21 protein-coding genes are annotated in these 23,235 nt (G+C 44.9%); 6 read left to right on the top strand and 15 right to left on the bottom strand.

Features of this window, described 5'->3' with window-relative positions; genetic code table 11:
• Nucleotides 1-28: 28 nt before the first annotated feature.
• The gene (locus tag JZ784_RS09130) at nucleotides 29-304 is read right to left on the bottom strand and encodes a hypothetical protein (protein ID WP_346314635.1); all 276 of its coding nucleotides are present in this window, start codon (nucleotides 302-304) and stop codon (nucleotides 29-31) included.
• A 22-nt stretch (nucleotides 305-326) separates the two neighbouring features.
• On the opposite strand from JZ784_RS09130, the gene JZ784_RS09125 reads away from it, so the two are divergent.
• The gene (locus tag JZ784_RS09125) at nucleotides 327-500 is read left to right on the top strand and encodes a hypothetical protein (RefSeq protein ID WP_346314634.1); all 174 of its coding nucleotides are present in this window, start codon (nucleotides 327-329) and stop codon (nucleotides 498-500) included.
• Between the two features lie 85 nt (nucleotides 501-585).
• Here the strand turns inward: JZ784_RS09125 and sohB are convergent, their stop codons facing one another.
• The 5 genes from sohB to JZ784_RS09100 all read right to left on the bottom strand — a co-directional run bounded on the left by sohB (nucleotide 586) and on the right by JZ784_RS09100 (nucleotide 6,606).
• On the bottom strand, nucleotides 586-1,548 hold the full coding sequence (sohB, locus tag JZ784_RS09120) for a protease SohB (protein WP_346314633.1): 963 nt from the start codon (nucleotides 1,546-1,548) through the stop codon (nucleotides 586-588).
• Nucleotides 1,549-1,770: 222 nt separating this feature from the next.
• Nucleotides 1,771-2,697: a phosphate ABC transporter ATP-binding protein PstB gene (gene pstB, locus JZ784_RS09115; protein ID WP_005008872.1), complete on the bottom strand. Its 927-nt coding sequence runs from the start codon at nucleotides 2,695-2,697 to the stop codon at nucleotides 1,771-1,773.
• Between the two features lie 13 nt (nucleotides 2,698-2,710).
• Nucleotides 2,711-4,102, bottom strand: coding sequence for a phosphate ABC transporter permease PstA (gene pstA / locus JZ784_RS09110; RefSeq protein ID WP_346314632.1), 1,392 nt, complete (start codon nucleotides 4,100-4,102; stop codon nucleotides 2,711-2,713).
• Entirely contained in the window at nucleotides 4,102-5,481 is a 1,380-nt protein-coding gene (gene pstC, locus JZ784_RS09105) for a phosphate ABC transporter permease subunit PstC (protein ID WP_005008867.1), read from the bottom strand. Before pstC ends, pstA begins: the two co-directional genes overlap by 1 nt.
• A gap of 99 nt (nucleotides 5,482-5,580) precedes the next feature.
• Nucleotides 5,581-6,606, bottom strand: coding sequence for a substrate-binding domain-containing protein (locus tag JZ784_RS09100; protein WP_005008864.1), 1,026 nt, complete (start codon nucleotides 6,604-6,606; stop codon nucleotides 5,581-5,583).
• Nucleotides 6,607-7,037: 431 nt separating this feature from the next.
• Between JZ784_RS09100 and JZ784_RS09095 the strand changes: the two genes are divergently transcribed.
• On the top strand, nucleotides 7,038-8,087 hold the full coding sequence (locus JZ784_RS09095) for a Rieske 2Fe-2S domain-containing protein (RefSeq protein ID WP_346314631.1): 1,050 nt from the start codon (nucleotides 7,038-7,040) through the stop codon (nucleotides 8,085-8,087).
• A gap of 36 nt (nucleotides 8,088-8,123) precedes the next feature.
• Here JZ784_RS09095 and JZ784_RS09090 read toward each other — a convergent pair whose 3' ends face one another.
• The 3 genes from JZ784_RS09090 to JZ784_RS09080 form a co-directional block, all read right to left on the bottom strand.
• Nucleotides 8,124-9,494, bottom strand: coding sequence for an MFS transporter (locus JZ784_RS09090; protein WP_346314630.1), 1,371 nt, complete (start codon nucleotides 9,492-9,494; stop codon nucleotides 8,124-8,126).
• 181 nt (nucleotides 9,495-9,675) lie between these two features.
• Nucleotides 9,676-11,208 carry an aspartate aminotransferase family protein gene (locus JZ784_RS09085; RefSeq protein ID WP_346314629.1) on the bottom strand — a complete coding sequence of 511 codons (1,533 nt, stop codon included), beginning with the start codon at nucleotides 11,206-11,208 and terminating at the stop codon, nucleotides 9,676-9,678.
• A 2-nt stretch (nucleotides 11,209-11,210) separates the two neighbouring features.
• Nucleotides 11,211-12,584, bottom strand: a complete 1,374-nt coding sequence (locus tag JZ784_RS09080; RefSeq protein WP_346314628.1) for a diaminobutyrate--2-oxoglutarate transaminase — start codon at nucleotides 12,582-12,584, stop codon at nucleotides 11,211-11,213.
• Nucleotides 12,585-13,074: 490 nt separating this feature from the next.
• Between JZ784_RS09080 and JZ784_RS09075 the strand changes: the two genes are divergently transcribed.
• From JZ784_RS09075 to JZ784_RS09065, 3 genes are all read left to right on the top strand, one after another.
• A complete protein-coding gene (locus JZ784_RS09075; protein ID WP_346314627.1) occupies nucleotides 13,075-13,779 on the top strand; it encodes an SIMPL domain-containing protein in 705 nt (234 codons plus the stop codon).
• A gap of 191 nt (nucleotides 13,780-13,970) precedes the next feature.
• Nucleotides 13,971-16,196 (top strand): TonB-dependent siderophore receptor, encoded by a 2,226-nt coding sequence (locus JZ784_RS09070; protein ID WP_346314626.1) that lies wholly within the window; start codon nucleotides 13,971-13,973, stop codon nucleotides 16,194-16,196.
• A 139-nt stretch (nucleotides 16,197-16,335) separates the two neighbouring features.
• Nucleotides 16,336-16,932: a phosphatase PAP2 family protein gene (locus JZ784_RS09065; protein ID WP_346314625.1), complete on the top strand. Its 597-nt coding sequence runs from the start codon at nucleotides 16,336-16,338 to the stop codon at nucleotides 16,930-16,932.
• A gap of 63 nt (nucleotides 16,933-16,995) precedes the next feature.
• Here JZ784_RS09065 and proB read toward each other — a convergent pair whose 3' ends face one another.
• The 4 genes from proB to JZ784_RS09045 form a co-directional block, all read right to left on the bottom strand.
• The gene (gene proB / locus JZ784_RS09060; protein ID WP_005008849.1) at nucleotides 16,996-18,129 is read right to left on the bottom strand and encodes a glutamate 5-kinase; all 1,134 of its coding nucleotides are present in this window, start codon (nucleotides 18,127-18,129) and stop codon (nucleotides 16,996-16,998) included.
• 29 nt (nucleotides 18,130-18,158) lie between these two features.
• Nucleotides 18,159-19,373 carry an Obg family GTPase CgtA gene (gene cgtA / locus JZ784_RS09055; RefSeq protein WP_346314624.1) on the bottom strand — a complete coding sequence of 405 codons (1,215 nt, stop codon included), beginning with the start codon at nucleotides 19,371-19,373 and terminating at the stop codon, nucleotides 18,159-18,161.
• A 559-nt stretch (nucleotides 19,374-19,932) separates the two neighbouring features.
• Nucleotides 19,933-20,058, bottom strand: coding sequence for a hypothetical protein (locus JZ784_RS09050; protein WP_346314623.1), 126 nt, complete (start codon nucleotides 20,056-20,058; stop codon nucleotides 19,933-19,935).
• Nucleotides 20,059-20,220: 162 nt separating this feature from the next.
• The gene (locus JZ784_RS09045) at nucleotides 20,221-20,598 is read right to left on the bottom strand and encodes a helix-turn-helix domain-containing protein (RefSeq protein WP_346314622.1); all 378 of its coding nucleotides are present in this window, start codon (nucleotides 20,596-20,598) and stop codon (nucleotides 20,221-20,223) included.
• A 129-nt stretch (nucleotides 20,599-20,727) separates the two neighbouring features.
• Here JZ784_RS09045 and JZ784_RS09040 point away from each other — a divergent pair, with 129 nt between their 5' ends.
• Nucleotides 20,728-21,579 (top strand): SDR family oxidoreductase, encoded by an 852-nt coding sequence (locus tag JZ784_RS09040; protein WP_346314621.1) that lies wholly within the window; start codon nucleotides 20,728-20,730, stop codon nucleotides 21,577-21,579.
• Between the two features lie 53 nt (nucleotides 21,580-21,632).
• Here the strand turns inward: JZ784_RS09040 and JZ784_RS09035 are convergent, their stop codons facing one another.
• Both JZ784_RS09035 and JZ784_RS09030 read right to left on the bottom strand, forming a co-directional pair.
• A complete protein-coding gene (locus JZ784_RS09035) occupies nucleotides 21,633-22,313 on the bottom strand; it encodes a hypothetical protein (RefSeq protein WP_346314620.1) in 681 nt (226 codons plus the stop codon).
• An 8-nt stretch (nucleotides 22,314-22,321) separates the two neighbouring features.
• On the bottom strand, nucleotides 22,322-23,023 hold the full coding sequence (locus JZ784_RS09030) for an MFS transporter (protein ID WP_346314690.1): 702 nt from the start codon (nucleotides 23,021-23,023) through the stop codon (nucleotides 22,322-22,324).
• Nucleotides 23,024-23,235 lie beyond the last annotated feature (212 nt).

Here is a 23,235-nt window from a genome sequence, read left to right as displayed (position 1 = left end):
CCGCAACATATCCCCCGTATTACATCACTCAAGGCGCTATCCACTGAGTAATATTTGAACTTTTCAAGTGTGAATATTGATTACGGTCATAAAAGCTAAAACAAACCCTGTCATTGATACTTTTTCGAGCTATATGCGTATCAAAACGCATGGCGCGTGAATACTCTGAGCCATCCAATTTCAGCAGAATTTTCTCGTAAGGCTGACAGCGCGTTCCGCCTCTCCCCGCGCAGTTTTTATAATGCTGATATCCCAAGACCACTGCGCATGCTGTCGATAACGCCATGGGCTTTTCTTTTTTCATTTTCATGCCAAAGTGATACGAAATGAGCCCTGCTGCCAGCATTGACCCCATAACAACAAAAGGCCGTACTGCCCATTTCTCATCCTCTTTTTCTGCCTTAGGCAAATACACCGCTAAAGCGGCAGCAAAGCCTAAAAAACTAAAGAAAAAGAAAATTAACCCCAAAATAATCAAAAAATTAGACATTAAAAAATAAGTTCAAAACATCAATCTGGCATGATGGCATTTTTTCCATAAAAAAGCTCACCGAAGTGAGCTTTAACATTGTTTAGCTTCAGGATTTAAAGCTTAGGATCACGCAGCTGAACTAAATCTGCATTCACCTTACTCAATGATTCCATCACTTTAGACAGCACCACTGGAATCAATGAATCTGCGATTTGAGCCGCCTGTAAGCCCAGTTTTTCACCTAATGTCGGCTTCTTCCGGGTTTCAATCACATAAACATCATGCTGCTGCAGCAAGCCCAATAAATATTCATCCGAAGTTTGCAGCTTATCCACCAAATTTAAATCCAGAGCATCGTTTCCATACCAATGCTCGCCTGTCGCTACTTTTTCAACATTCAATTTTGGACGGTATTTTTCCACAAAGTGCTTAAACAGCTCATGGGTCTGCTGCAGCTCTTCTTCAAACTTCGCTTTGCCTTCTTCCGTATTTTCACCAAACATGGTGACTGTACGTTTGAATTGGCCAGCCGTATACAGTTCAAAATCAATATGCTTTTCTTTCAGCAAGCGGTTAAAGTTGGGCACTTGTGCAACCACGCCAATGGAACCGACGACAGCAAAGGGCGCAGAAATAATATCAGAACCAATACAAGCCATCATATAGCCGCCGCTGGCTGCCACTTTATCGACACAAATCGTTAAATGGAAGCCTGCATCACGCAAGCGCACCAATTGTGCAGCCGCCAAGCCATAGCCATGCACCATGCCGCCCGGGCTTTCCAAACGCACAACCACACGGTCGCGGCCGGCCTTTGCTGTTGCCAGAATCAGCGTAATTTCTTCACGCAATTGCTCAACGGCAGAGGCCGCAGTATCACCTTTAAAATCCAGTACATAAACTTTTTGATTGTTTTTCTTACGTGCGCGGGCTTCTTTAGCAAACTGCTGTGACAGCTGCAAAAGTTCTAATTTTGACCCTGCTGATTGAGCCATTTTTTTCCGTTGTTCATTAATCCGCGCATTCAAATGGTGAATGCGGATTTCAGCAGGAAGTTTAGTTGTATGAAATAGCATAATGATTTCTTTTCTCAAATAAAGCTTGGCTTGCTTCTTAGATTAGGTCAATGCCCGTATTTTTCAATAGCCTTTAATCATCTTATTATGGGTACTTTTGTCTTTCATTAACCATGACTCATCTTTGCCAGCAGTAATATTTATAGCCAATACGGCCCCGTGATCCGCATAACAAAAAACAGAGCGCTAAGGCTCTGTTTTATAAAACGATAAATATTTAAACTAACCAAAACGGCCAGTAATATACGCTTCAGTCAATTGATGATCCGGCTGAGTGAAGACCTTCTCCGTGGAGTTAACTTCAATCAAATCCCCCAAATGGAAGTAAGCTGTACGGTCAGACACGCGCGCCGCCTGCTGCATAGAGTGCGTCACAATGGCAATTGTATATTGATTGGACAATTCTGAAATCAATTCTTCAATTTTTGCCGTGGCAATCGGGTCCAGCGCCGAACATGGCTCATCCATCAGAATCACTTCCGGACTGACAGCAATGGTGCGCGCAATGCATAAGCGCTGCTGCTGACCGCCAGACAAGCCTGTACCCGGCTGGCTTAAACGGTCTTTCACTTCGTCCCACAGACCTGCTTTACGCAAGCTGTTTTCGACAATCTCTTCCATGTCATATTTATCACGCGCTAGACCATGTAATTTCGGGCCGTATGCAACGTTGTCAAAAATAGACTTTGGAAATGGGTTGGGTTTTTGGAACACCATGCCCACTTGAGCGCGAAGCAACACCACATCCAGATTCGGATCATAAATGTCTTGATTGTCCAGCATGACTTTGCCTGTAACACGGCAAGAATCAATGGTGTCATTCATGCGGTTTAATGTCCGCAAAAAGGTCGATTTGCCGCAGCCCGATGGGCCAATAAAGGCAATCACTTCATTTTCATAAACTTGTAAATCAATGCCTTTGATTGCTTCCGCTTCGCCATAGTAAACATGAACATCGGATGTGCTGAGTTTTACATTCTTGGCTTTTTCATCTTTTTTAGAATGCTGCTGCGTATCAAACTGCGATACAAATGACGTCGAAGTCTGTTTTTGAGCATCCGAAGAAGCTGTAAAGTTTTTTTGCTCTGGATTCACTGATTTATCCTGATCTAAGGAATTCGTTTTAGAGGTTGCCGTTGCAGTATTCATATCATGCTCTCACTTACCAGCGGACTTCAAATTTCTTTCGTAACCAGATGGCTAAACTGTTTAAGCCAATCATCAGCGCTAAAAGAACAATAATGGCAGCCGCGGTACGGCCCTCGAAGAAGTTGCGCAGTTCGTTGCCTTGCCATAGGAAAATCTGTACCGGCAGCGCAGTTGATTGATCTAGCGGTGATGCAGGCACGCTTGCGACAAAAGCGCTCATGCCGATTAATAGCAATGGCGCAGTTTCACCCAACGCCTGCGCAACACCAATAATGGCGCCCGTTAAAATACCCGGCAAAGCCAAAGGCAATACGTGATGGAATACCGTCTGCAGGCGTGATGCACCTAAGCCTAAAGCTGCTTGACGAATCGATGGCGGCACGGCTTTTAATGATGCCCGGGTGGTAATAATCACGGTAGGCAACGTCATCAAACTGAGTACCAGACCGCCGACTAAAGGTGCAGATAATGGCAAATGCATCCAGCCAATAAAGATTGATGCGCCCAGCAAACCAAACACAATTGATGGAACAGCCGCCAAGTTGTTGATGTTCACTTCAACTACATCGGTAATCCAGTTTTTTGGCGCAAATTCTTCCAAATAGATTGCGGATGCAACACCAATCGGAATCGAGATGATGATCACAATCAGCATCATGAACAGCGAACCCATGAATGCGCCTGCCAAGCCAGAAGTTGCTGGCGAACTGCGCGAGTCTGGATTGGTAAAAATACTGGTATTGAAGCTGTTGGTGATAATGCCCTGCGCTTTTAACTGATCGGCCAATTGACGGACTTCGGGGCTCAGCTGCTGCTGATCATCCGGTAACGAGCGGTCAATATTGCCCGCCAGCCAAACATCCACATTGGCATCCGCCAGCAGTTTTATATCTTGCTTTTTGCCAATTAAAGCCGGGTCAGCTAAAACCATATCACGCAGGCGGTAGGCTTCTGAACTGGTGTACAGTGAAGTTAAATCATCACGCTTTGCTTCCAATGCCTTATCTTCAGCAATAAGGCCGTTGACAATCAATGCATCCCAATCCACCATGCCCATTTCTGTTTGCCAAGCAACGTAACGCTCTTGATATTGCGCTGGAGATTCACCTGCTTTTTCCACAGGCTTAGGCCCAGCGTTGATAATCGATGGATCAAAATACACAGGAACGGTCATGCTGCTTTGCCAAAAAGACGGCAAGCCTTTAATCAGAATACTGCCGAACAGCAGCGCCACAAAAAACAGCCCTGTAAGCACCGCAGAAAACCCGAAAAATTTAAAAATTTTTTCTTTGCGGTGGCGTTTTCCCAAAGTTTTTTCAATGGTTTTCTTACGTTTTTCGCGCAATTCAGCCGCAGCCCGCGGATCTAAAACCTGATCCATAGATGTTGTGTTTGAAGTACTCATTATTCGTATTGCTCACGGTATTTGCGCACAATGTACAGCGCTACAATATTTAAACCCAAGGTAATTACAAACAAGGTCAAACCCAGTGCAAATGCCACCAGCGCCTGCGGGCTGGCAAAGTCAGTATCGCCCGTTAATTGGTTCACAATGGTAATGGTGACGGTAGAAACAGCTTCCAGCGGATTCACATGCAGCAGCGGACTATTGCCTGCTGCCAAAACCACAATCATGGTTTCACCGATAGCGCGTGAAGCCGCCAGCAAAAATGCGCCAATAATCCCCGGAAGCGCTGCCGGCACAATCACTTGACGGATTGTTTCTGATTTTGTTGCCCCAAGCCCCAATGAACCGTCACGCAGCGATCTCGGCACCTGCGTAATAATGTCATCAGACAATGACGACACAAATGGAATAATCATAATCCCCATGACGAAACCGGCAGTTAAAGCACTCGTTGCATTGATCTCTAAGCCAATATAAGCCCCCATCTGCTTGATGAATGGGCCGATAATCATTAAGGCAAATACACCGTAAACAATGGTTGGAATACCCGCTAATACTTCAATCGCCGGCTTGGCCCATGAACGGAAACCGGATGACGCATATTCAGCTAAATAGATAGCGATCATCAGGCCCACAGGCACTGCAACCAGCAGCGCAATACCGCTTACCATCAGTGTGCCCCATAACAATGGCAGCAAACCGTAACTGCCTTCAGCATTGCCTGATGTACTGAACCCTGGGTTCCATTCGGTGCCAAAGAAGAAGTCCAGCGGGCTGACAAAGCTGAAGAAGCGCATGGCTTCACTGAACATCGACATCACAATGCCAATCGTCGTCAAAATAGCAACGCCTGAACACAGCGCCAGCGCGACATTAATGACTTTCTCAACTTGGTTGCGGGCGCGGTAGCGTTTTTCTACACGGCGTTTTGCCCAAACCAAGCCAATTAAGGCCGAACAAATCACCACTGCCAATTTAGCGAAAGACGCAATATTTTCGAACTTCGCCAACTGCTGCGCTGCAGCAACTTCATAGGCCGCAGGCTGATCGCTGACACCAAAGCCCGAAGCAATCGCCTGTACCCGATCAATCAGCACGCTGACACTTGCAGGGTCCATAGTCGCCTTAATTTGTGCAGGAACGTTATCCAACACAACATGCTTGAGAATGCTCGGCTCGACAATATTCCAAACAATCAAAATTAAAAAAGCAGGGATACCGCACCAAAGAGCAACCAAAGCGCCATAATATCCAGGGCGCGAATGCAGCATCGCAGAATTATTTCCCTTGCCTGCCATATTGCGGCTTTTGGTTAAGCCTATTTGATAGGCGATGGCAATAATGGCCAGCAGTACACCTATAAGCAGCAGATTCATGTATTCTCCACCGTTTTTTCAATTTTCATTCTTTGAAAAAACATATTCTTTGCAAAAACCAATGGCAGGTTCACCCTGCCATCTGTTCTTGTACCATTCTTATTTAACTGCTTTGCCTGCTTTAAAGTCCGCTAGAACTTTTGCACGCTCTTTGTCAGACATTGAAATCAAGCCTGCTTTTTCCAATTTAGAGCCTTTGCCTGACACTTTTTTGCTCAGGAAGAATTCTGAGTACTGTGATAAGCCTTTGATTGATTTTAAGTGCTCGCCTTTCACATAGAAGAACAATGGGCGGGAAACTGGGTAAGAACCGTTCAAAATTGTCTTCTCTGAAGGCGCTACATTATTCACTGTCGCTACGCGTAATTTGTCGCGGTTTTGGTCATAGAAACCTAAGCCGAATACTCCGACTGCGCTTGGAGATGTCTTTAAGCGAGCCAATGTTTCTGTGTAATCGCCAGAAATTTCAATCACACGGCCATCTTTACGGAAAGTTGAACATGCTTTCTTCTGAGCATCTTTATCTAATTTTGCGAAAGCTTCATACGTTTCACAGCCTGCATCAACCATTTTTTCTTGGAACACTTCACGTGTACCGTGGTTAGATGCTGGAATCACTAAAGTGATTGGCTCATTTGGCAAAGTTTTATCAATTTGATTCCAGCGGGTATACGGGTTTGGAACCATTTTACCGTTTGATGGAAGTTCTGCTGCCAAAGCTGCAAATACGTGCTGCGGGCGCAGCTTAAATGCCGCTTTATGCGAATTAGATGCAAACACGATGCCGTCATAACCAATTTTAATTTCTAAAACTTGATTCACGCCAGCTTTTTTACATGCCGCCAATTCGGTATCTTTAATTTTACGAGATGCATTTGCGATATCAATCGTGTTGTCGCCGACACCGTTACAGAACTGTTTCAAACCGCCTGATGTACCGCCAGAACCTACAACCGGCGCTTTAAATTGCGGGAAAGTATTGCCAAATTCTTCAGCGACAATACTTGCATAAGGCAAAACTGTTGAAGAACCAGCAATTTGAATAGTGTCACGTGCTGCGTTTGCAGCTGTTGCCGCAGCAGCGCCTGTTAGTGCCAATGCAATTGCGATGTTGTTAAAGCGCATTCTCATCTCTCTTATTTGATGCAGTTTAGGAGTACGCCACTTTTTATTAAGTTTTGTACTTATTTCGATAACTGCATTTTGATTTTAGAATATGACAGATAAGTTACATCTTTATGACGATTTAGTGATAATTGCCAGCGAGCCTTTGATTTAAATTAATTTCCTTAATTTTCAATATGTAATAATTTTTTTCAAGCTTCTATAACAATGCATTTATTGATTATTAAAAGTAAATTTTCATTGCAATGTAACTTTGTACCTTATGCAAGCCGCCTTCAATCGCTAAAAGCAGGGCATTTTCTCTGATTCATGTTAAATAAAAGTATGCATTCAGGTGTTCTAATTTTTAAACCATTTTATTCCAATAATTGAAATTTCTTAGAACAATGCATTGCCCTATATTGATGTTAAGACATCATGAAAATAGCAGCATGAACAGCAAAATAAATACTTACAATCCAGACCGCCCTGTTCACATGACTTTTGAAGAGCATGACTGGCATCTGCTGGCAGAATATTGGTATCCCATTGCCTTAGCGCGTGATATCAGCGAACAGCCTTATGGCGCCATGCTTTTAGATATGCCCTTAGTGATCTATAAAATGAATGATGAATTGATTGTCGCAAAAGATGCCTGCCCGCACCGCGGCGTACCGCTGAGTTTAGGCAAAAATGATGGTCAAGGCGTGGTTTGCCGCTATCATGGCCTGCGCTTTGGCAAACAAGGTCATTGCAACCGTATTCCGGCCCATCCTGAACAAAAAATTTCACCTCGCTTTAATTTGCGTACTTATGCTGCCGTTGAGCGCTATGGCTTAATTTGGTGCAGCTTAAGCGCGGACAAAGAAGCAATACCCAATATTCCTGTTCTGCCCTTTTGGGAGGATGCTGAGTACCAGCAGCTGGTTTGCCCAACGGTAGATTTTCAATGTTTTGCAGGCAGGCAGCTTGAAGGTTTTATTGATGTCGCACACTTTGCTTGGGTGCATCCAGATACTTTTGGCGACCCTGAAAATGCAGAAGTGCCTGACTATAAAACTTTCGAGACTGAAACTGGATTCAATGCAGATTATTGGAGCAGTGTCGGCCGCTATCCGATTGGCTTGGATCAACGAGGCAAAGACGGTTTCCAATGGCTGCGTCATTTTGAGATTCATTTGCCTTTTACTGCCACACTGACGATTCATTTCCCGAACAATACAAAGCAAGTGATTATGAATGCGGCTTCGCCCATGACCGCCCGCAGCACACGCCTATTTGCACCCATCTGCCGCAATTATGACAAAGACCTGCCAATTGAAGAAGCTTACGAATTTAACCTTAAAATTTTTGAGGAAGACCGCTTGGTGTCCGAATCGCAAAAGCCTGAATATTTGCCGCTGGATTTAAGCATTGAAGCGCATTTCCCTGCGGACCGCAGTTCCAGCATGTACCGTAAATTATTACGTAAGAAAGGCTTTAGTCCGTTGTTTGCAGCATAAAAAAGAGGTCCTAAGACCTCTTTTCACTGCAATGGTTTAATGTGCGAGTTCCGCACGGCCAACCGCTTGAGCTGAATTTTTATTACTGCCTTTAATGAGTAAAATACATATAAAAGCGGCAATTAAAGGCACGCCTAGGGCAAAGAAATAACCCGAAATGCCAAATTTATTTAAGATGATACCGCCAATTGCCGAACCAATAATAGCACCGAAGCGCCCCATGCCTATTGCCCAGCCTGTCGCCGTCGCTCTAATTTGGGAAGGGTATGATTGGACAACCAAATAGTTCAGCGCCAATTGCTGGCCGCCAATTCCAAAACCAGCCAAAGCAATTAAGATAAAAATATACATCCATTGCTGCGAATGGATCAGTGAGCCTAGACCTAAAACCACACCCAAACCTACAATCAGCATAAAGGATAGAATTTTAGCGGTATTCAATTTTGGCAGAAAATAAGCCAGCGGCAATGCAAACAGAATAAATGCCGCATTCACTGTAACCGATGCATAAGGCGCTTGTTCAGGCGCCAATCCGGCCTGTTTTAAAATAGTTGGCAGCCACGATAGCAGCATAAACCATGCAATCCAATTAAAGAAGTAGACACCCCACACTCCAGCTGTCGTTTTTGCCAACCCATTCTGGAACAGCAAAGAAAAATGCATTTTCTCGGTACGCGCTGGACTTAAATCTGCCAAATCTTGATCAGAAATATCTGCCTTTTCCGCATTAATCCGTTCAAGAATGGCCGCAATTTTTTGCTTTGTTTCAACACCTTTCTGCTGCGCCAAATATTCCAATGACTCTGGCAGCATAAAATACAATGCCGCTAAAAAAACCAATGGCCATGCCCCACCAATGATATAAATGCCCTGCCAGCCCCAAATGGGTAAAATCTTCGCCGCGAGCAAGCCGCCTATCATTGCCCCTGCTGGCAATGCCAAAAGCACACAGGTTGTTACTGTACCTTTATATTTCTGAGGAGAATATTCAGCTGCCAAGGCCAACAAAACAGGCGTTGCTCCGCCCATTCCCAACCCAGCAATAACACGAAGAATCAAAATTTGGTCTACATTACTGACAAATGCCGTGAGCAGTGTTGAAATTGAAAAAACAGCCACACAAAACAGCAGTGTTTTTCTGCGTCCCAGCTTATCGCCTAAAATGCCTAACAGCATCGCACCTACCGTCATCCCGACAATGCCAGCGGTTAAAATTGGCGCCAAAGCGCCTGCTTCCAAACCAAAATGCTCAAGCAACGCAGGCGCAGTAAATGCCACTGCTTGCGTGTCAAAACCGTCAAATAAAGCAATAATAAAACATAGAATAATCACCCGCCATTGAAAGCCCGAAATGCCTTTATTTAAGGCGGCTTTTATCACAGAGGCATCTTTTAAAACGTGATCCATACACTGTCTTCAATCATCCATAAACATCTTAACTGTAGAAATGCTTTTGCTGACGGTCAAAGATCAATTAAGTATAAAAATATACTTTTAACGAAATGACGCTAAATTTAAATCGTGCTGAATCAAAAACAAAAAAAAGGAGCTCAAATGAGCTCCTTTTTCTACAACTACAAAATGACAATTAGTCAATTGCAGGTGTATATGTACCGTCTGCGATTGAATCTTTGATACGGTCCGCTTCTGCAAGCACAAGTGCAAGCAAGTTCTTCACGTTATCTAAAGTCGCCACTGGACTTAAAGTGGTCATTTTCAGAGATTGAACCTGACCCACTTTAGTCACACCAATATTCGCTTCACCGCGTGCAAACAATTCGTCTGCTACGTTTTGGTTCAATGTATCTAACAATTCAGCTGGATAGCCTGCTGGAACCACACGGAATAATACCGAAGCGAATTGCGGATCAACCAGCATCTCTAAACCGTCTGTTGCATTGATATAGTCAGCCACTTCACGCGTCAGCTTCACCCCATGGTCGATCATCGAACCATAAAGCTCTTCGCCCAATGCTTCAACGGTCATCCACAATTTCAACGCGTCAAAACGGCGGGTGGTTTGCAGTGACTTAGACACCAGGTTAGGAACGCCGTGCTCTTCGTCATAAGCCGAGTTTAAGTACTCAGCTTCGTAGTGCATGAAACGGTAGTTCGCTTCATCTTTCAGCAAGAACGCGCCGCATGAAATCGTTTGGAAATAATGCTTATGGAAATCAAGCGTGATTGAGTCAGAAAGCTCAATACCATCCAGCATAGAACGATAGTCATTTGAAAGAATCAGTGCACCGCCCCATGCTGCGTCGATATGCATCCACGCGCCATATTTGTTGGTGATTTCACGGATTTCTTTCAATGGATCAATCGCGCCAGCATCAGTTGTACCTGCAGTCGCAACGACACATGCCACAATCTTGCCTTCAGCCTGAAGGTGAGCCATGGTTTTCTCAAGTGCGTCCACATCCATCTGCGCGTTCTCGTTCACAGGAACGGTTACGACAGATTGGAAACCCATGCCCATCATCGCCATGTTCTTCTGCACAGAGAAATGCGCATTTTCAGAACAGATGACTTTGACATTGCGCATTGCATCAGCCGGAATGCCGTCTCGCTGCACAGACCACGGATTGCCGTTTTCGTCTTTCCAGTTTTTTGAGATGCATGCATCACGCGCCAGCAGCACGCCCATCAAGTTAGACTGTGTACCGCCAGAGGTGAATACACCCGCCTGACCTGCACCATAGCCTACTTTTTGACGAAGCCAGTCAATCAGCTGAACTTCCATCAATGAACCTGCAGGGCTTTGATCCCATGAATCCATCGATTGGTTTGTCGCGTTAATCAGCACTTCTGCGATTTGGCTGGTCACCATCGTAGGACAATGCAAGTGCGCTAGCGAGTGCGGATGATGCACTTTCAAGCTCTTGTTGAGGAAAAGCTCAACCATACGCTCTAACGATTTGTGTACGCCCATCCCTTCTTTCGAAGGATTGAATGCGATGGCACTGCGGAGCTCTTTAATGCTACCGCCAGTGTACATTTTGTCATTTTGCAACCATGCAGAAACGGCTTGAACCGCTTCGCCCATTGCTGACTGATAGTCAGCAATGGATTGTGCATCATTGCAGAATAACGCTTTACGGTGTTCTGCAAAATCTACCATGATTACGCGCCTCGGGTAGCAACTAGGGCTTCAGCAAGTGCTTTCTTGAAGCGAACAATCACTTCTTCACATTCAGCTTGATTGATGATCAATGGGCAAAGCAGGCGAATGACAGTACCGTTACGGCCGCCTTTTTCCAACAGCAGCTTGTTGTTGAAACATGCAGTTTGAATTGCTGCTGCCAATTGAGAATCACCTGGTAAAGAACCCATGTGATCCGCTTTTTGACGTTCGTCAACAATTTCAACACCAATCATCAAGCCGCGGCCGCGCACGTTACCGATGCATGGGAATTCAACCGCTAATTTTTTAATTTCAGCCTGTAAGAAATCACCGCGCTCCTGCGCATTTTGCGCAAGATTTTGCTCTTTGATGGTTTTGATCGTTGCAAGACCTGTACCCATCGCCAATTGGTTACCGCGGAAAGTACCGGTGTGACCCGCTGGCTGCCATGCATCAAACTTACGTTTAATACCTAACACAGCAAGCGGCAAGCTACCGCCTACGGCTTTAGACATCACCACTACGTCAGGTTCAATACCTGCATGTTCAAATGCAAACATTTTGCCTGAACGCCCAAAGCCTGCTTGAACTTCGTCAAGAATCAACACAATGTTGTGTTTTTCAGTCACTTCGCGGATTTTTTTCAACCATTTGGTTGGCGCTGTTACCACACCGCCTTCACCCTGAATAGCTTCAAGAATGACAGCTGCAGGCTTGGTTACGCCGCTTTCTACATCTTCAATGAAATTTTCAAAGAAGTATGTCAAAGCGTCCACACCCGCTTCACCGCCTAAGCCTAATGGGCAGCGGTATTCATGCGGATACGGCATAAATTGAACGCCTGGCATCAAGCCATTTACAGCATTTTTCGCAGACAGGTTGCCTGTCATTGCTAGTGAGCCGTGCGTCATGCCGTGATAGCCGCCAGAGAAACTAATCACTGAACTGCGGCCTGTATACGTTTTCGCTAATTTAATTGCTGCTTCCGTGCCATCTGCACCAGACGGGCCACAGAACTGCAGGCAATACTCTTCCTTACCGCCTGGTAATTGTTCAAGTAATGCTTCAGTAAATGCATCTTTTAAAGGTGTCGTTAAATCTAAAGTATGTAATGGCAAACCACTCGCAAGAGTGTCTTGAATACTTTGAATTACCGCAGGATGATTATGGCCTAAAGCCAATGTGCCTGCCCCAGCTAAACAATCGAGGTACTCTGTACCTTCAACATCAGTAACCCAGCAGCCTAAAGCTTTTGCTATCGCCAGCGGAAGTTTGCGCGGATAGCTACGAACATTGGATTCCATCTGACTTTGGCGAGTCAGGTAGTATTCGTTAGTAGAATTAGGGGCAGAATTTACAGAAGAAACGCTCATATCGAATTACCATCTCTGATATGGGTTGAAAGAAATAAGTCGGGTGACTTGCGGTCCTTTGACTCGGTGCTTTATGGATCCAGTTCGACTATTCTGTTAGTCATGACTAGAGGGCGGATGATACAGATTTTTTCAATAAAATAAACAAGTTTTGCATCATAAAATAGCTAAAACTGATTGAAAAAAAGGATCAAGACCAGCCGAAGTTTGAATTATCATATTACAACGTGACAATTCAAAGAAAACCCTTTTATTTTATGCTTTTTGAAATCTTATGCGGGCTTATTTTAATTTTCAATCAATTCAAAAGCTAACCATATATTTTAAAATGGTTTTTTATTTCCCATAAAAATATAAAAGAGCTTAAAATTTTACAATCGCGCCACATATTTTCCTTTAATCCAACATAATCCGCACTTAAGATATATGCACAGCATAAATCAGCATTTTATTTTTTAAAGACGTTCTTGCAGAAAAATAGGCCTTAAGCATGAAAAAAACGACCTTATCAGCACTGTTGCTGGCTTCTACCCTGAGTGTTCCTGCGTTTGCGCAGCAGGCTGAATCCTTGAATTACAATATCGTCAACATTCAAGCGGATGCAGCCCGTCAAGTGTCCAACGATGAAATGAATGCCGTATTGTATATAGAGAAATCAAATAAGCAGCCTGCCGAACTGGCTGCTCAAATTAATCAGCTGATGTCCCAAGCAGTGAATACTGCGCGTAAATACCCAAATGTGAAAATTGAAACCGGCTCGCAAACAACCTATCCGATCTACGACAATGACAGCCGCAAGCTGAAAGAATGGCGCGGCCGTGCGGAGATCCGTTTAGAAAGTACCGATTTTAAAGCGGCCAGCCAGCTGGTCAGCGAACTGCAGCAGAATTTCCAGACTCAATCAATCAACTTTTCTGTATCTGACGCTCAACGCAAAAAGATAGAAAGTGAATTAATGATTGAGGCTTCAAAAAATTTCCAGCAGCGGGCTCAAACGCTGTCGCAGGCATGGAATAAATCTGGCTACAATTTAGTGAACTTAAATTTGAATGCCAGCAATTACGGAGGACAGCCGGTTCCGCGAATGGCGATGATGAAAGCAGCTCCAGCGGATTATGCTATGCCTGAACAGGAAATGGCAGGCGGAGAATCTAAAATTGCAGTAAATGCAAACGGCACGATTCAATTCAAATAAAGCATTAAATTCGCGCGTAAAAAAACCGTACCAATGTACGGTTTTTTTACGCGCGGCAAAAGCCTTTGCCCTGAAGAAATTTCTATTAACCTGCGTCAGACAATAGCAATAACTGATAATAATTATTATTTATATTTTTATCACAAAAGTCTATGATACGGCCCTCTCTCCAATCAGCCGTTCACCACACAATGATGTTTTCAAGCCCTCTCCTGCTGCAAAATCTAAATTTCAAATCCTCCCAGCTTAGCCTCGCGGTCAGTCTTTGCCTAATGGGCTTATCCGCAGCCCATGCTGAAGAAAGTGCTGCGGCCAGCACCAATATGCTGCCAACCATTACAATTGAAGCTCAGGGAAACTGGCTTGAAAATGCCAATGCCGAAAAAGTGCAGCAGCATGCAGGTGCGCGAACCATTGTTGACCGCCAGCGCTTAGAGCAAACGGCATCGACTTCTCTGAAAGATGCATTGCGCCAAGTGCCCGGTGTTCAAGTTCAAGAAAACAATGGTACAGGCGGCAGCGATGTCTCTTTAAATATTGGTGTCCGTGGTCTCGCCTCGCGCCTGTCGCCGCGCTCTACCGTACTGATGGATGGCGTGCCTTTATCCTTTGCGCCTTACGGCCAGCCGCAGCTGTCTTTAGCGCCTGTCTCTTTAGGCAATATTGAATCAGTTGATGTGGTGCGCGGCGCAGGTTCTGTACGCTTCGGGCCGCAAAACGTCGGCGGCATCATCAACTTTGCAACCCGCAGCATCCCTGAGAATTTTTCGGGTTCTGCCGGCTTGACCACTGAATATGCTTCAGGAACAGATCAAACCAAGCTTAGCCCGAACCTATTTGTCGGCGGCACTTTAGAAAACGGCCTTGGTTTAGCGCTGCTGTATTCAGGCACCAAAGGCAACGGTTACCGTGAAAACAACAATAAAACGGACATAGATGATGTCATGCTGAAATCATCTTATAATTTTACAGAGCAAGATCAAATTGCCTTAAATCTGCATCATTACGAAGGTTTTGGTGAAATGCCTGAAGGCTTGACGGCAGCGGCTTTTGCAGAGAATCCCTATCAGTCGAACAATCAGCGCAGTTATTTCAGCGGGCGCCGCTCAGATGTTTCTTTGCGCTATACGCATAAAGATGATGTCAATAATTTTGAGCTGCTCAGCTATTATATTGACTCCTTCCGCACCAGCAATTTATTGACTGACCAAAAAGATAAAAACGGCAATCCATTCAAGCGTCTGGACGAAGCGCCGCGTGACTATAAAGTATTTGCCATAGAGCCCCGCTACTCGCGGACTTACGGCCTGGGCAATACGCAGAATGAAGTCACTGTCGGCTACCGCTATATGGATGAGCAAAGTTCAGAACTTGCCGGCCGTGCTGATTATGCGGTAAATGCCCAGCCCGGTGCATTTGCAGCGCGGACTGCCAGTGATGGCGGCACAAAAGCGCATGCGTTTTACATCGATAACCGTTTTGAATTAGGCAAATGGAATATCACACCCGGCCTGCGTTTCGAATCAATTGATACCCACAATACCTTCAATGTCTATAAAAATGGCAAAGTCGACTCATCTGTCAGCCCATCCATCCAGTCCGATGAATTCCTGCCGAGCTTCTCTGTTCTGTATAAAGCAAATGACAATTGGAACATCTTTGCCAATGCAGGCGTATCTTTTGGGCCGCAGCAGTACAATCAGCTGGCCACCACCAACAGCACAACTGGCGCAGCTGTCTCTACTTTAGACGGCCTCAATCCTGAAAAATCTAAAAACTATGAGATCGGCACCAAATATTTAGGCAATGGCCTCACCGCCGAGCTCACCGCGTTCTATTTAGACTTTGATAAAGAACTGCAATTAGAGCGGGACAGTACTGGAAACGGCATTTGGACCAATTTAGGCGCGACCAGCCACAAAGGTGTTGAAACGGGCCTCAGTTATGATTTCGGCACCCTGTATCAAGCATTGGAAGGCTTAAAAGTCTACAGCAATTATACTTACACCAAAGCTGTTGCAGAAGCTGGCGAATTTGAAGGCAAAGATTTGCCATTCTATTCACAGCATGTCGGCAATTTAGGTGTCAGCTATCAGTATGATCAATGGTCGATTAATGCCGATATGTTTGCGCAATCCAAACAGCATTCACCAAATAATCCTGATAAATCATTGCCTGCAGGCTTTTATCAAACTGAAGAAACCGCTGATGGCAAATATGGCGATATTGCCGGCTATTCAACTTTTGCTGTACGCGCAGGCTATGACTTCAGCCAGCAGCTGAATGGCTTAAAAGTTGCAGCAGGCATCAAAAATGTCTTTGATAAACAATATTACACCCGCTCAACAGACGGTACTGGCGGAAAATATGTTGGCCAGCCGCGCACATTCTTCCTGCAAACCTCTTTCGATTTTTAAACCGCAATTCTTCGGTGCATAAAAAATCCCGCTTATAGGCGGGATTTTTTATTTCAGTTTTGCTGCATTAAATTACATAGCGCCATTTTTTATTTGATACAGTTTCCCTCGATTTTTCATTAGTATTCATGTTTTTGCCATGTCAATTGACCGCCTGAATTTATATTTTTTCAATATCTTGAACGCGCCTGATCAGGCCTCTTCCTTCATGACGCATTATGCGATTTTTATTGCGCATGATTTAATCTACATCATGCTGCTGATTTTTGCCGTGCTCTGGCTGCGCGGCAATTACCAAATCAAAAAACAGATTTTAAAAGCGTTTATTTTTACCTGCATCACATTGTCCATCAGTGAAATGGCATCTGCTTTCTTCAATACTCCGCGCCCCTTTGTAATGGACGTTGGCCGCACCCTGATTGAACACTCCGCTACAGGTTCTTTTCCAAGCAATCACATGGCTATTTTCAGCAGCATTGCATTTGCTTATTATTTTTCTGAGCAGCGTCAAGTCGGGAAGTTTCTGATAATACTGGCTTGGCTGGTCGCATGGTCTCGCGTCTATGTCGGCGTGCATTTTCCTGTGGATATGATTGGCGCATTCCTTTTGGCCTTTGCGGTGAATGCTTCTGGACAAAGCCTATGGAATAAATATAAAGAACAGCTGATGGCTTGGGTCATGGCGGTTTATCAAAAGTTGCTGCATCCATTGATTGAAAAAGGCTTGATTAAATAAACCATATAAAAAATCCCGCTCGAAAGCGGGATTTTTTATATGCATCAGCTGAATCGAGAATGCTTAGTAAATCGCCATGTGATTGCGGTGAATCATTTCCAGCGAACGCGCCTCGCCCAACACCTGATGCACTTTATCGGATGCCAAGCCTTTCACGATTTCTGCAGAACGGGAACTGAAATTGACACGGCCCACTGCTACACGTCCGCCTTGCGTATCTACGCATTCAACCACATCGCCGCGTTCAAAATGCCCTTCAACGGCGCGCACGCCAACCGGCAGCAAGCTGCGGTGATTTTCTTTAATCGCCTTAACAGCGCCATCATCAATCACCAAACGTCCAGCAGTCTGCAAATGCGCCGCCAGCCATTGCTGGTGCGCAGTCATACGGTCGTTGTCGGTAATAAACAAGGTGCCAAGCAATTCACCGCCCATTAAGCGCGACAGCACATTATCGCTTTCACCGCTGGCAATCAGTGTAGGACAGCCTGATTTTGCCGCTAAACGCGCAGCGCGGACTTTGGTCAGCATGCCGCCGCGGCCAAACTTGCCGCCGCCGCCAGCCATATCAAACAGGCTTTCATCCAAGGCGCGCACTGTATGGAACAGCTTTGCATTTGGATTAGAACGCGGATCTGAATCAAACATGCCCTGCTGATCTGTCAAAATAATCAGCAAATCGGCATGCACCTGACCTGCAACCATCGCAGCCAGAGTATCGTTATCGCCAAAACGGATTTCATCCGTCGATACCGTGTCATTTTCATTAATGACAGGTATCACCCGCCAGTCAATTAAATGCTGCAAGGCGTCGCATGAGTTCAGATAACGGCGGCGGTCAGCCAAATCATCATGGGTAAGAAGCACTTGAGCAGTACGGATGCCATGGTTTTCCAAAACACTCGACCACGTCTGAATCAAACCCATTTGACCAATGGCTGCGCACGCTTGAAGACTGGGTAGATCTGCGGGCCGATTTTCCAGCTTCATGCGGACCATGCCTTCCGCCACAGCGCCAGAAGATACAAGGATAATTTCATGCCCTGCATCATGCAGATTTGCAATCTGTTTCGCCCAATGCGAAATAGCGTCCAAATCCAAACCTTTGCCGTTTGCTGTGAGCAAAGATGATCCGATCTTAACTACAATCCGCTTACAATCATCAAGCTGCCGCTTCCCATCTACCGCTTCTATCATCTTGTCCTCAGTTACTCTTGAATAAGAGCTTAACGTACGTAGTACACTTCCGCTTCACCATCTTCACCATCATCTTCGTCATCATCTTCAGCCAATAGGCCTGCAAGACGCTGCTGACGGCGCAATTCGCGATACGCTTCTTTCGCTGCGATGGTTTGTTCACGTGTTTCCGCTTCAAGCTGGTCACGGAATGCTTTCATTTGCGCCGCGTACTCAGGATCTTCAACTTCACGCTCACGCTGCAGTTCAATTTGATCCATCAAGTAATACACAACGTCTTTGGTGCCTTCCGACATTAAGCCCGAAGTTTTGAATACAGGGCCTTTCCAGTCCATTTCTGCAAGAAGGTGAGCGCACCATTCTTCACGGCTTTCTTCCGGCAATTGATCAAGTTTGTTCAAGACCAATACAATTGGCAGCTTAGACAATGTCGGAGAGAATTTTTCCAATTCAGCCAAAATTGCTTTGGCATTATACGCAGGGTCTGAACCGTCAATCGGCTGTACATCCACAATGTGCAATAAAATGCGAGTACGCGCCAAATGCTTCAAGAAACGGATACCTAAACCCGCACCTTCAGAAGCGCCTTCAATCAGCCCTGGAATATCCGCCATGACAAATGAACGGTGACGGTCTGCATCCACAACCCCTAGATTAGGCACCATCGTAGTAAACGGATAGTCTGCAACTTTCGGTTTAGCCGCGGATACAGCACGGATAAATGTTGATTTGCCTGCATTTGGCATGCCCAGCAAGCCAACATCCGCCAGTACTTTCAATTCCAGGCGAATTTCACGGTATTCACCTTTAGCGCCATGCGTACACTTACGCGGTGAACGGTTGGTCGATGACTTAAAGTGCGTATTGCCCAAGCCGCCATCACCGCCCGCAGCAACCAGCACGCGCTGCCCATCGGCAACCAAATCGCCAATAATGTCACCAGATTCCATATCAACAATGGTTGTTCCAACAGGAACCAATAATACGGTGTCTTCACCGCCACGGCCCGAACAGTTTGCGCCGCGGCCATTTTTAGCGCGTTCTGCACGGAATCTGCGGGTGTAACGGTAATCTACAAGCGTGCTTGTATCGTTGTCAGCCTGAACATAAACACTGCCGCCACGGCCGCCATCGCCACCATCTGGACCGCCAAACGGTACGAATTTCTCTCGGCGAAAACTGGCTACGCCATTGCCACCGTCGCCAGCCTCTACGGTAATGACTGCTTCATCAACAAAGCGCATGCTGCCAATCCTCTAAATACTTTAAAACCGCCTATTCTGCCATATTTTACAAAATTTCTCGAATAGAATTATTCATGTTGCATAGATATTTCTTCATTTTTACCAGACATACCGCGCATGCATGAAAACCAGATTCTAAAATGCATCCATTTTCAATCCAGCGGCTGCTGTTTCTAGCGCTATCAGGTGAAAGGCAGATATGATCCGTTTGCAGAAATACCTATATTTAATATTCATTTAAAGGCTGCTAAATCATGCAGATGAAGTCCTTTCTAAGTGATTTAACTGCATGCCATTGTCCAGCGGCAGCTTTAGGCCATTCATCAAAATTTTGAAAATTGTCATGGCAATGATCAGCCTTCATCCTGCAGCCGCAATCCGTTTTTGATGCTGATTCAGCGGAACTGACACTTGACTGAAAGCCGCAAAGACCCGCTCTGTCATTAAACAGCATTCATTTTTAGCGGTATTGCTAACGGCAGCATAAAGTCCTCAGCACTGCGGCGAATAGGCAAATCTTCAGCACGTGATTTTTCTTTTAATATTCCAGCCTGATGCTTCAGCGCTTGATCCCTGTAACAATGACCGCACTCATGATTAATTTGCTGAAAATCACACCATTAATGGCATTAATAATGGCCAAAGCCCATGCCGCCAACGGCATAGAAGTTGCGTTGTCACTCACACATAGATGAACATCAAAATACGAAACCGGTGATGCCTTTTCTATAAAAATAGAATAAAAAAATACTGCTTATCCATATATCCTGATCTGCTGCTTTCCATAGACAGCTTTGAAAGACTCGATATCCGCCCGCAGCTGTTCAGCACAGCGCCATCATTAAATTTAAGCGCTTTTGTTGCTGATTTTATTGCTTAATATGTCCGGTATATTCTGCTCAATCCAGCTGATTAAATACATCACTTTTTCCGCAGCCTGTGAACCTGTAATTGTCAGCTGATATTCTACTTTTGGCGGAACCACCGGATATACGGTGCGCAAAATCAAGCCATCCTGTTCCAGTGTCTTTAAGGTTTGTGACAGCATCTTTTCACTGATGCCCTCTATACGCTGTTTTAATTCGCTGAAACGATGCACCCCTTCGCTCAGGCAGCGCAATACCAGAACAGCCCATTTACTGGTGATGTGTTCTAAGATTTCCCGTGAAGGACAGTTTGCGGATAAAACTTGACCTAATAATTTGCTCGAAGCATAAGTGCTCATTAAATCTCTCCAATTCGTAACAAACTAACTTTTTGGTACGTACTTACATTTTGTAAGTTAGCAGATTATGATTCAATCATCAAGTATATTTTATAGACACGTCATAAAGACATATCCAGAGGAAAGAAGATGAAAATTGCAATTACTGGCGCAACAGGCCAACTCGGTCAATTGGTGATTCAAGCGCTGTTAAAGGACGTTCCAGCTTCACAAATTATAGCCTTAGTCCGCAGCGAAGCCAAAGCCGCTTCACTTAAACAGCAAGGTGTTGAATTGCGCCACTTTGATTACGATGCGCCCGAAACGCTTGCTCCCGCCCTGCAAGGCGTAGACAAACTGCTGCTGATTTCAGCCAATGAAATTGGCCGCCGCACACCGCAGCATAAAGCTGTGATTGAAGCCGCCAAACAGGCTGGCGTGCCTTATATTGCCTATACCAGCTTACTGCGTGCAGACACATCCCCACTCGGCTTAGCGCAAGAACACCGTGAAACCGAAGCGCTGATTCAAGACAGCGGCCTTGCTTATACCTTCTTACGCAACAACTGGTATAGCGATAACTATTTAGCCACTGTGCAGCAGATTGCTGAATCTGGCGTGCTGTATGGCGCATCGCAAGACGGCAAGATCAGCTCGGCTTCCCGCGAAGACTACGCAGAAGCGGCTGCCAAAGTTTTAGCCAGCGCTGGACATGAAAACAAAACCTACGAATTAGCAGGTTCAGAAAGTTTTACTAAAGCGGATTTGGCTCAATTCATCGGTCAAGCGGCGCATAAGTCCGTCACTTATCAAAACCTGTCTGCCGATGACCTGCGTCAAGGCTTAACTCAAGCCGGCCTCCCTACACACTTGATCGATGTGATTGTGGATGCCGATGTGCAAACCGCCAAAGGCGCGATGTACAGCGACAGCAAAGACTTAGAACAATTGATTGGCCGCAAGACCACCCGCATTCAAGATACGATTAAAGCTGCGCTTTAAGCCGCCCTTTTCATCCGCACCTTCAAACACCGCCAATGATTGGCGGTGTTTTTTCATGGATGAATGTTCTTCACGGGCAGTGTCATATTCATCTCCAAATTCGCAGTCGTGCTTCGCTCTGTGTTGTACATGGTGGCATTGAAGCTTGCTATTTTTCGCATAGTCATTGGATCATTCAAATTTAACTGCGGCGCAAACTGATGCAGCACATGCAGACGCACTTGCTCATCGAACTCAAAATAGACCAAGCCATTAAATATAATTTTGATTGGAACCTGATAGTCTTGCTTTAAATGAAATGGCACTGCCAGCTTAATTGGAATATCCAAAGTGAGCGGAAACTTAGGCAATAGCTTATTCTGATAAATTAAATCTGTGGTTGTCTCCAGCGGCATGTTTTGATCAATGAGCACCTCGGTTTGATAATCAACAGATACTGAAACCGGCACTTCTACTTCAAACTCTAAATTTGCCAAATATTTCCCTGTCAAAGGCAGATTGATTTTCTGATCAATTTTCAGCTGTGTATCTAGAGTCCCAACGGACTGGGTTTCCAAATAATTACCCACTTGGATTTTTGTCGGCAGGGAGTCTGATAGTTGAATTTGTGCTTCACTCGCAGACACTTGCATACTGGCTTGAATATTCAGGTACAGCCAAAACAGCACCCCCACCAAAATTACAACGCATACAAAGCTCAGTACAAGCCGCTTCACAGACTGGAATATCCACATACTCCCTCCTATGGCTTCACTTGTTCTTGAGGTTGAGGTTTTTCACGCAGTAATTGCAGGCTATTGAGTGGAATTTTCAACTCCCCCTGCTTAATTTCAATTGGCAATGTATTTTGCACATCCACCGAAGCTTTCAATGCCGTTTTAATTGGAACGTTTAAATGCCCTTGTATTGGAATATTGGTCTTAACCACTGTATTGACTGGAATATGCAGGTTTTCTTTCAGCACTGTTTTCACAGGCGCATCAAACTTGAGGTGCACCTGCTGCTCAAGCGGCACATCAATATGAATCGGCACATCCAGCTGAATAGGAATATTTCCTTTTAAAGGCAAAGTCACATCCCGCCCCATGACTTTTACCTGCACCTTGGTATCCACAGGCATGCTCTGATTAATTTTCAAGGTTTCACGCACAGGAATGGTGGTTTTAATCGGAACCTGATTATCAAAATATACCCGTGGCGTCAGGGTTTGGGTCAGTGGAATATTCAGGTTTTCACGGATCGGAATTTCCGCATTGACGCGCCCTGTAACATCAACATCCAAGGCATCATGAATTTTAACCTCAGCTTGTAAAGGCTCTTGCAGATCAATGCTGACTTTTTGATTTTCTAAGGGAATATAAATATTAAAGTGTTTAAACGTCCAAATAGCGATAAGTACACCGCATACAGATGCTAACACAATGAATGCCAATCCGCTTAGCATATGCTTCACTTGCAAATCCAAATTCCTTTTGTTCTATTCTCTTTTTATCTGACAAATATCATCCTTTTGTCAGCCTAGAAAGTCATTGTCGGCGGTATAGCAACCAGACACTGTTATTTTTTATCACCCTATTTTACACAATATTTTAATTATTCTAAGTAAATTAGTAGGGATTAAACATTGGCAACGCTGAGTGCTCAAGCCAATATTGA

The sequence above is a fragment of the Acinetobacter sp. CWB-B33 genome, from assembly GCF_039655955.1.
GTDB classification, from domain to species: Bacteria; Pseudomonadota; Gammaproteobacteria; order Pseudomonadales; family Moraxellaceae; genus Acinetobacter; species Acinetobacter bouvetii.
The sequence above is the reverse complement of the archived record's forward strand: the minus strand, read 5'-3'. Positions and strand labels throughout refer to the sequence as shown.

Bases quoted from the DNA above. Each gene is read 5' to 3' on its own strand.
- JZ784_RS09130 (WP_346314635.1), bottom strand. From the start codon at position 304: ATGAAAAAAGAAAAGCCCATGGCGTTATCGACAGCATGCGCAGTGGTC.
- JZ784_RS09125 (WP_346314634.1), top strand. From the start codon at position 327: ATGAGCCCTGCTGCCAGCATTGACCCCATAACAACAAAAGGCCGTACT.
- sohB (WP_346314633.1), bottom strand. From the start codon at position 1,548: ATGCTATTTCATACAACTAAACTTCCTGCTGAAATCCGCATTCACCAT.
- pstB (WP_005008872.1), bottom strand. From the start codon at position 2,697: ATGAATACTGCAACGGCAACCTCTAAAACGAATTCCTTAGATCAGGAT.
- pstA (WP_346314632.1), bottom strand. From the start codon at position 4,102: ATGAGTACTTCAAACACAACATCTATGGATCAGGTTTTAGATCCGCGG.
- pstC (WP_005008867.1), bottom strand. From the start codon at position 5,481: ATGAATCTGCTGCTTATAGGTGTACTGCTGGCCATTATTGCCATCGCC.
- JZ784_RS09100 (WP_005008864.1), bottom strand. From the start codon at position 6,606: ATGCGCTTTAACAACATCGCAATTGCATTGGCACTAACAGGCGCTGCT.
- JZ784_RS09095 (WP_346314631.1), top strand. From the start codon at position 7,038: ATGAACAGCAAAATAAATACTTACAATCCAGACCGCCCTGTTCACATG.
- JZ784_RS09090 (WP_346314630.1), bottom strand. From the start codon at position 9,494: ATGGATCACGTTTTAAAAGATGCCTCTGTGATAAAAGCCGCCTTAAAT.
- JZ784_RS09085 (WP_346314629.1), bottom strand. From the start codon at position 11,208: ATGGTAGATTTTGCAGAACACCGTAAAGCGTTATTCTGCAATGATGCA.
- JZ784_RS09080 (WP_346314628.1), bottom strand. From the start codon at position 12,584: ATGAGCGTTTCTTCTGTAAATTCTGCCCCTAATTCTACTAACGAATAC.
- JZ784_RS09075 (WP_346314627.1), top strand. From the start codon at position 13,075: ATGAAAAAAACGACCTTATCAGCACTGTTGCTGGCTTCTACCCTGAGT.
- JZ784_RS09070 (WP_346314626.1), top strand. From the start codon at position 13,971: ATGATGTTTTCAAGCCCTCTCCTGCTGCAAAATCTAAATTTCAAATCC.
- JZ784_RS09065 (WP_346314625.1), top strand. From the start codon at position 16,336: ATGTCAATTGACCGCCTGAATTTATATTTTTTCAATATCTTGAACGCG.
- proB (WP_005008849.1), bottom strand. From the start codon at position 18,129: ATGATAGAAGCGGTAGATGGGAAGCGGCAGCTTGATGATTGTAAGCGG.
- cgtA (WP_346314624.1), bottom strand. From the start codon at position 19,373: ATGCGCTTTGTTGATGAAGCAGTCATTACCGTAGAGGCTGGCGACGGT.
- JZ784_RS09045 (WP_346314622.1), bottom strand. From the start codon at position 20,598: ATGAGCACTTATGCTTCGAGCAAATTATTAGGTCAAGTTTTATCCGCA.
- JZ784_RS09040 (WP_346314621.1), top strand. From the start codon at position 20,728: ATGAAAATTGCAATTACTGGCGCAACAGGCCAACTCGGTCAATTGGTG.
- JZ784_RS09035 (WP_346314620.1), bottom strand. From the start codon at position 22,313: ATGTGGATATTCCAGTCTGTGAAGCGGCTTGTACTGAGCTTTGTATGC.
- JZ784_RS09030 (WP_346314690.1), bottom strand. From the start codon at position 23,023: ATGCTAAGCGGATTGGCATTCATTGTGTTAGCATCTGTATGCGGTGTA.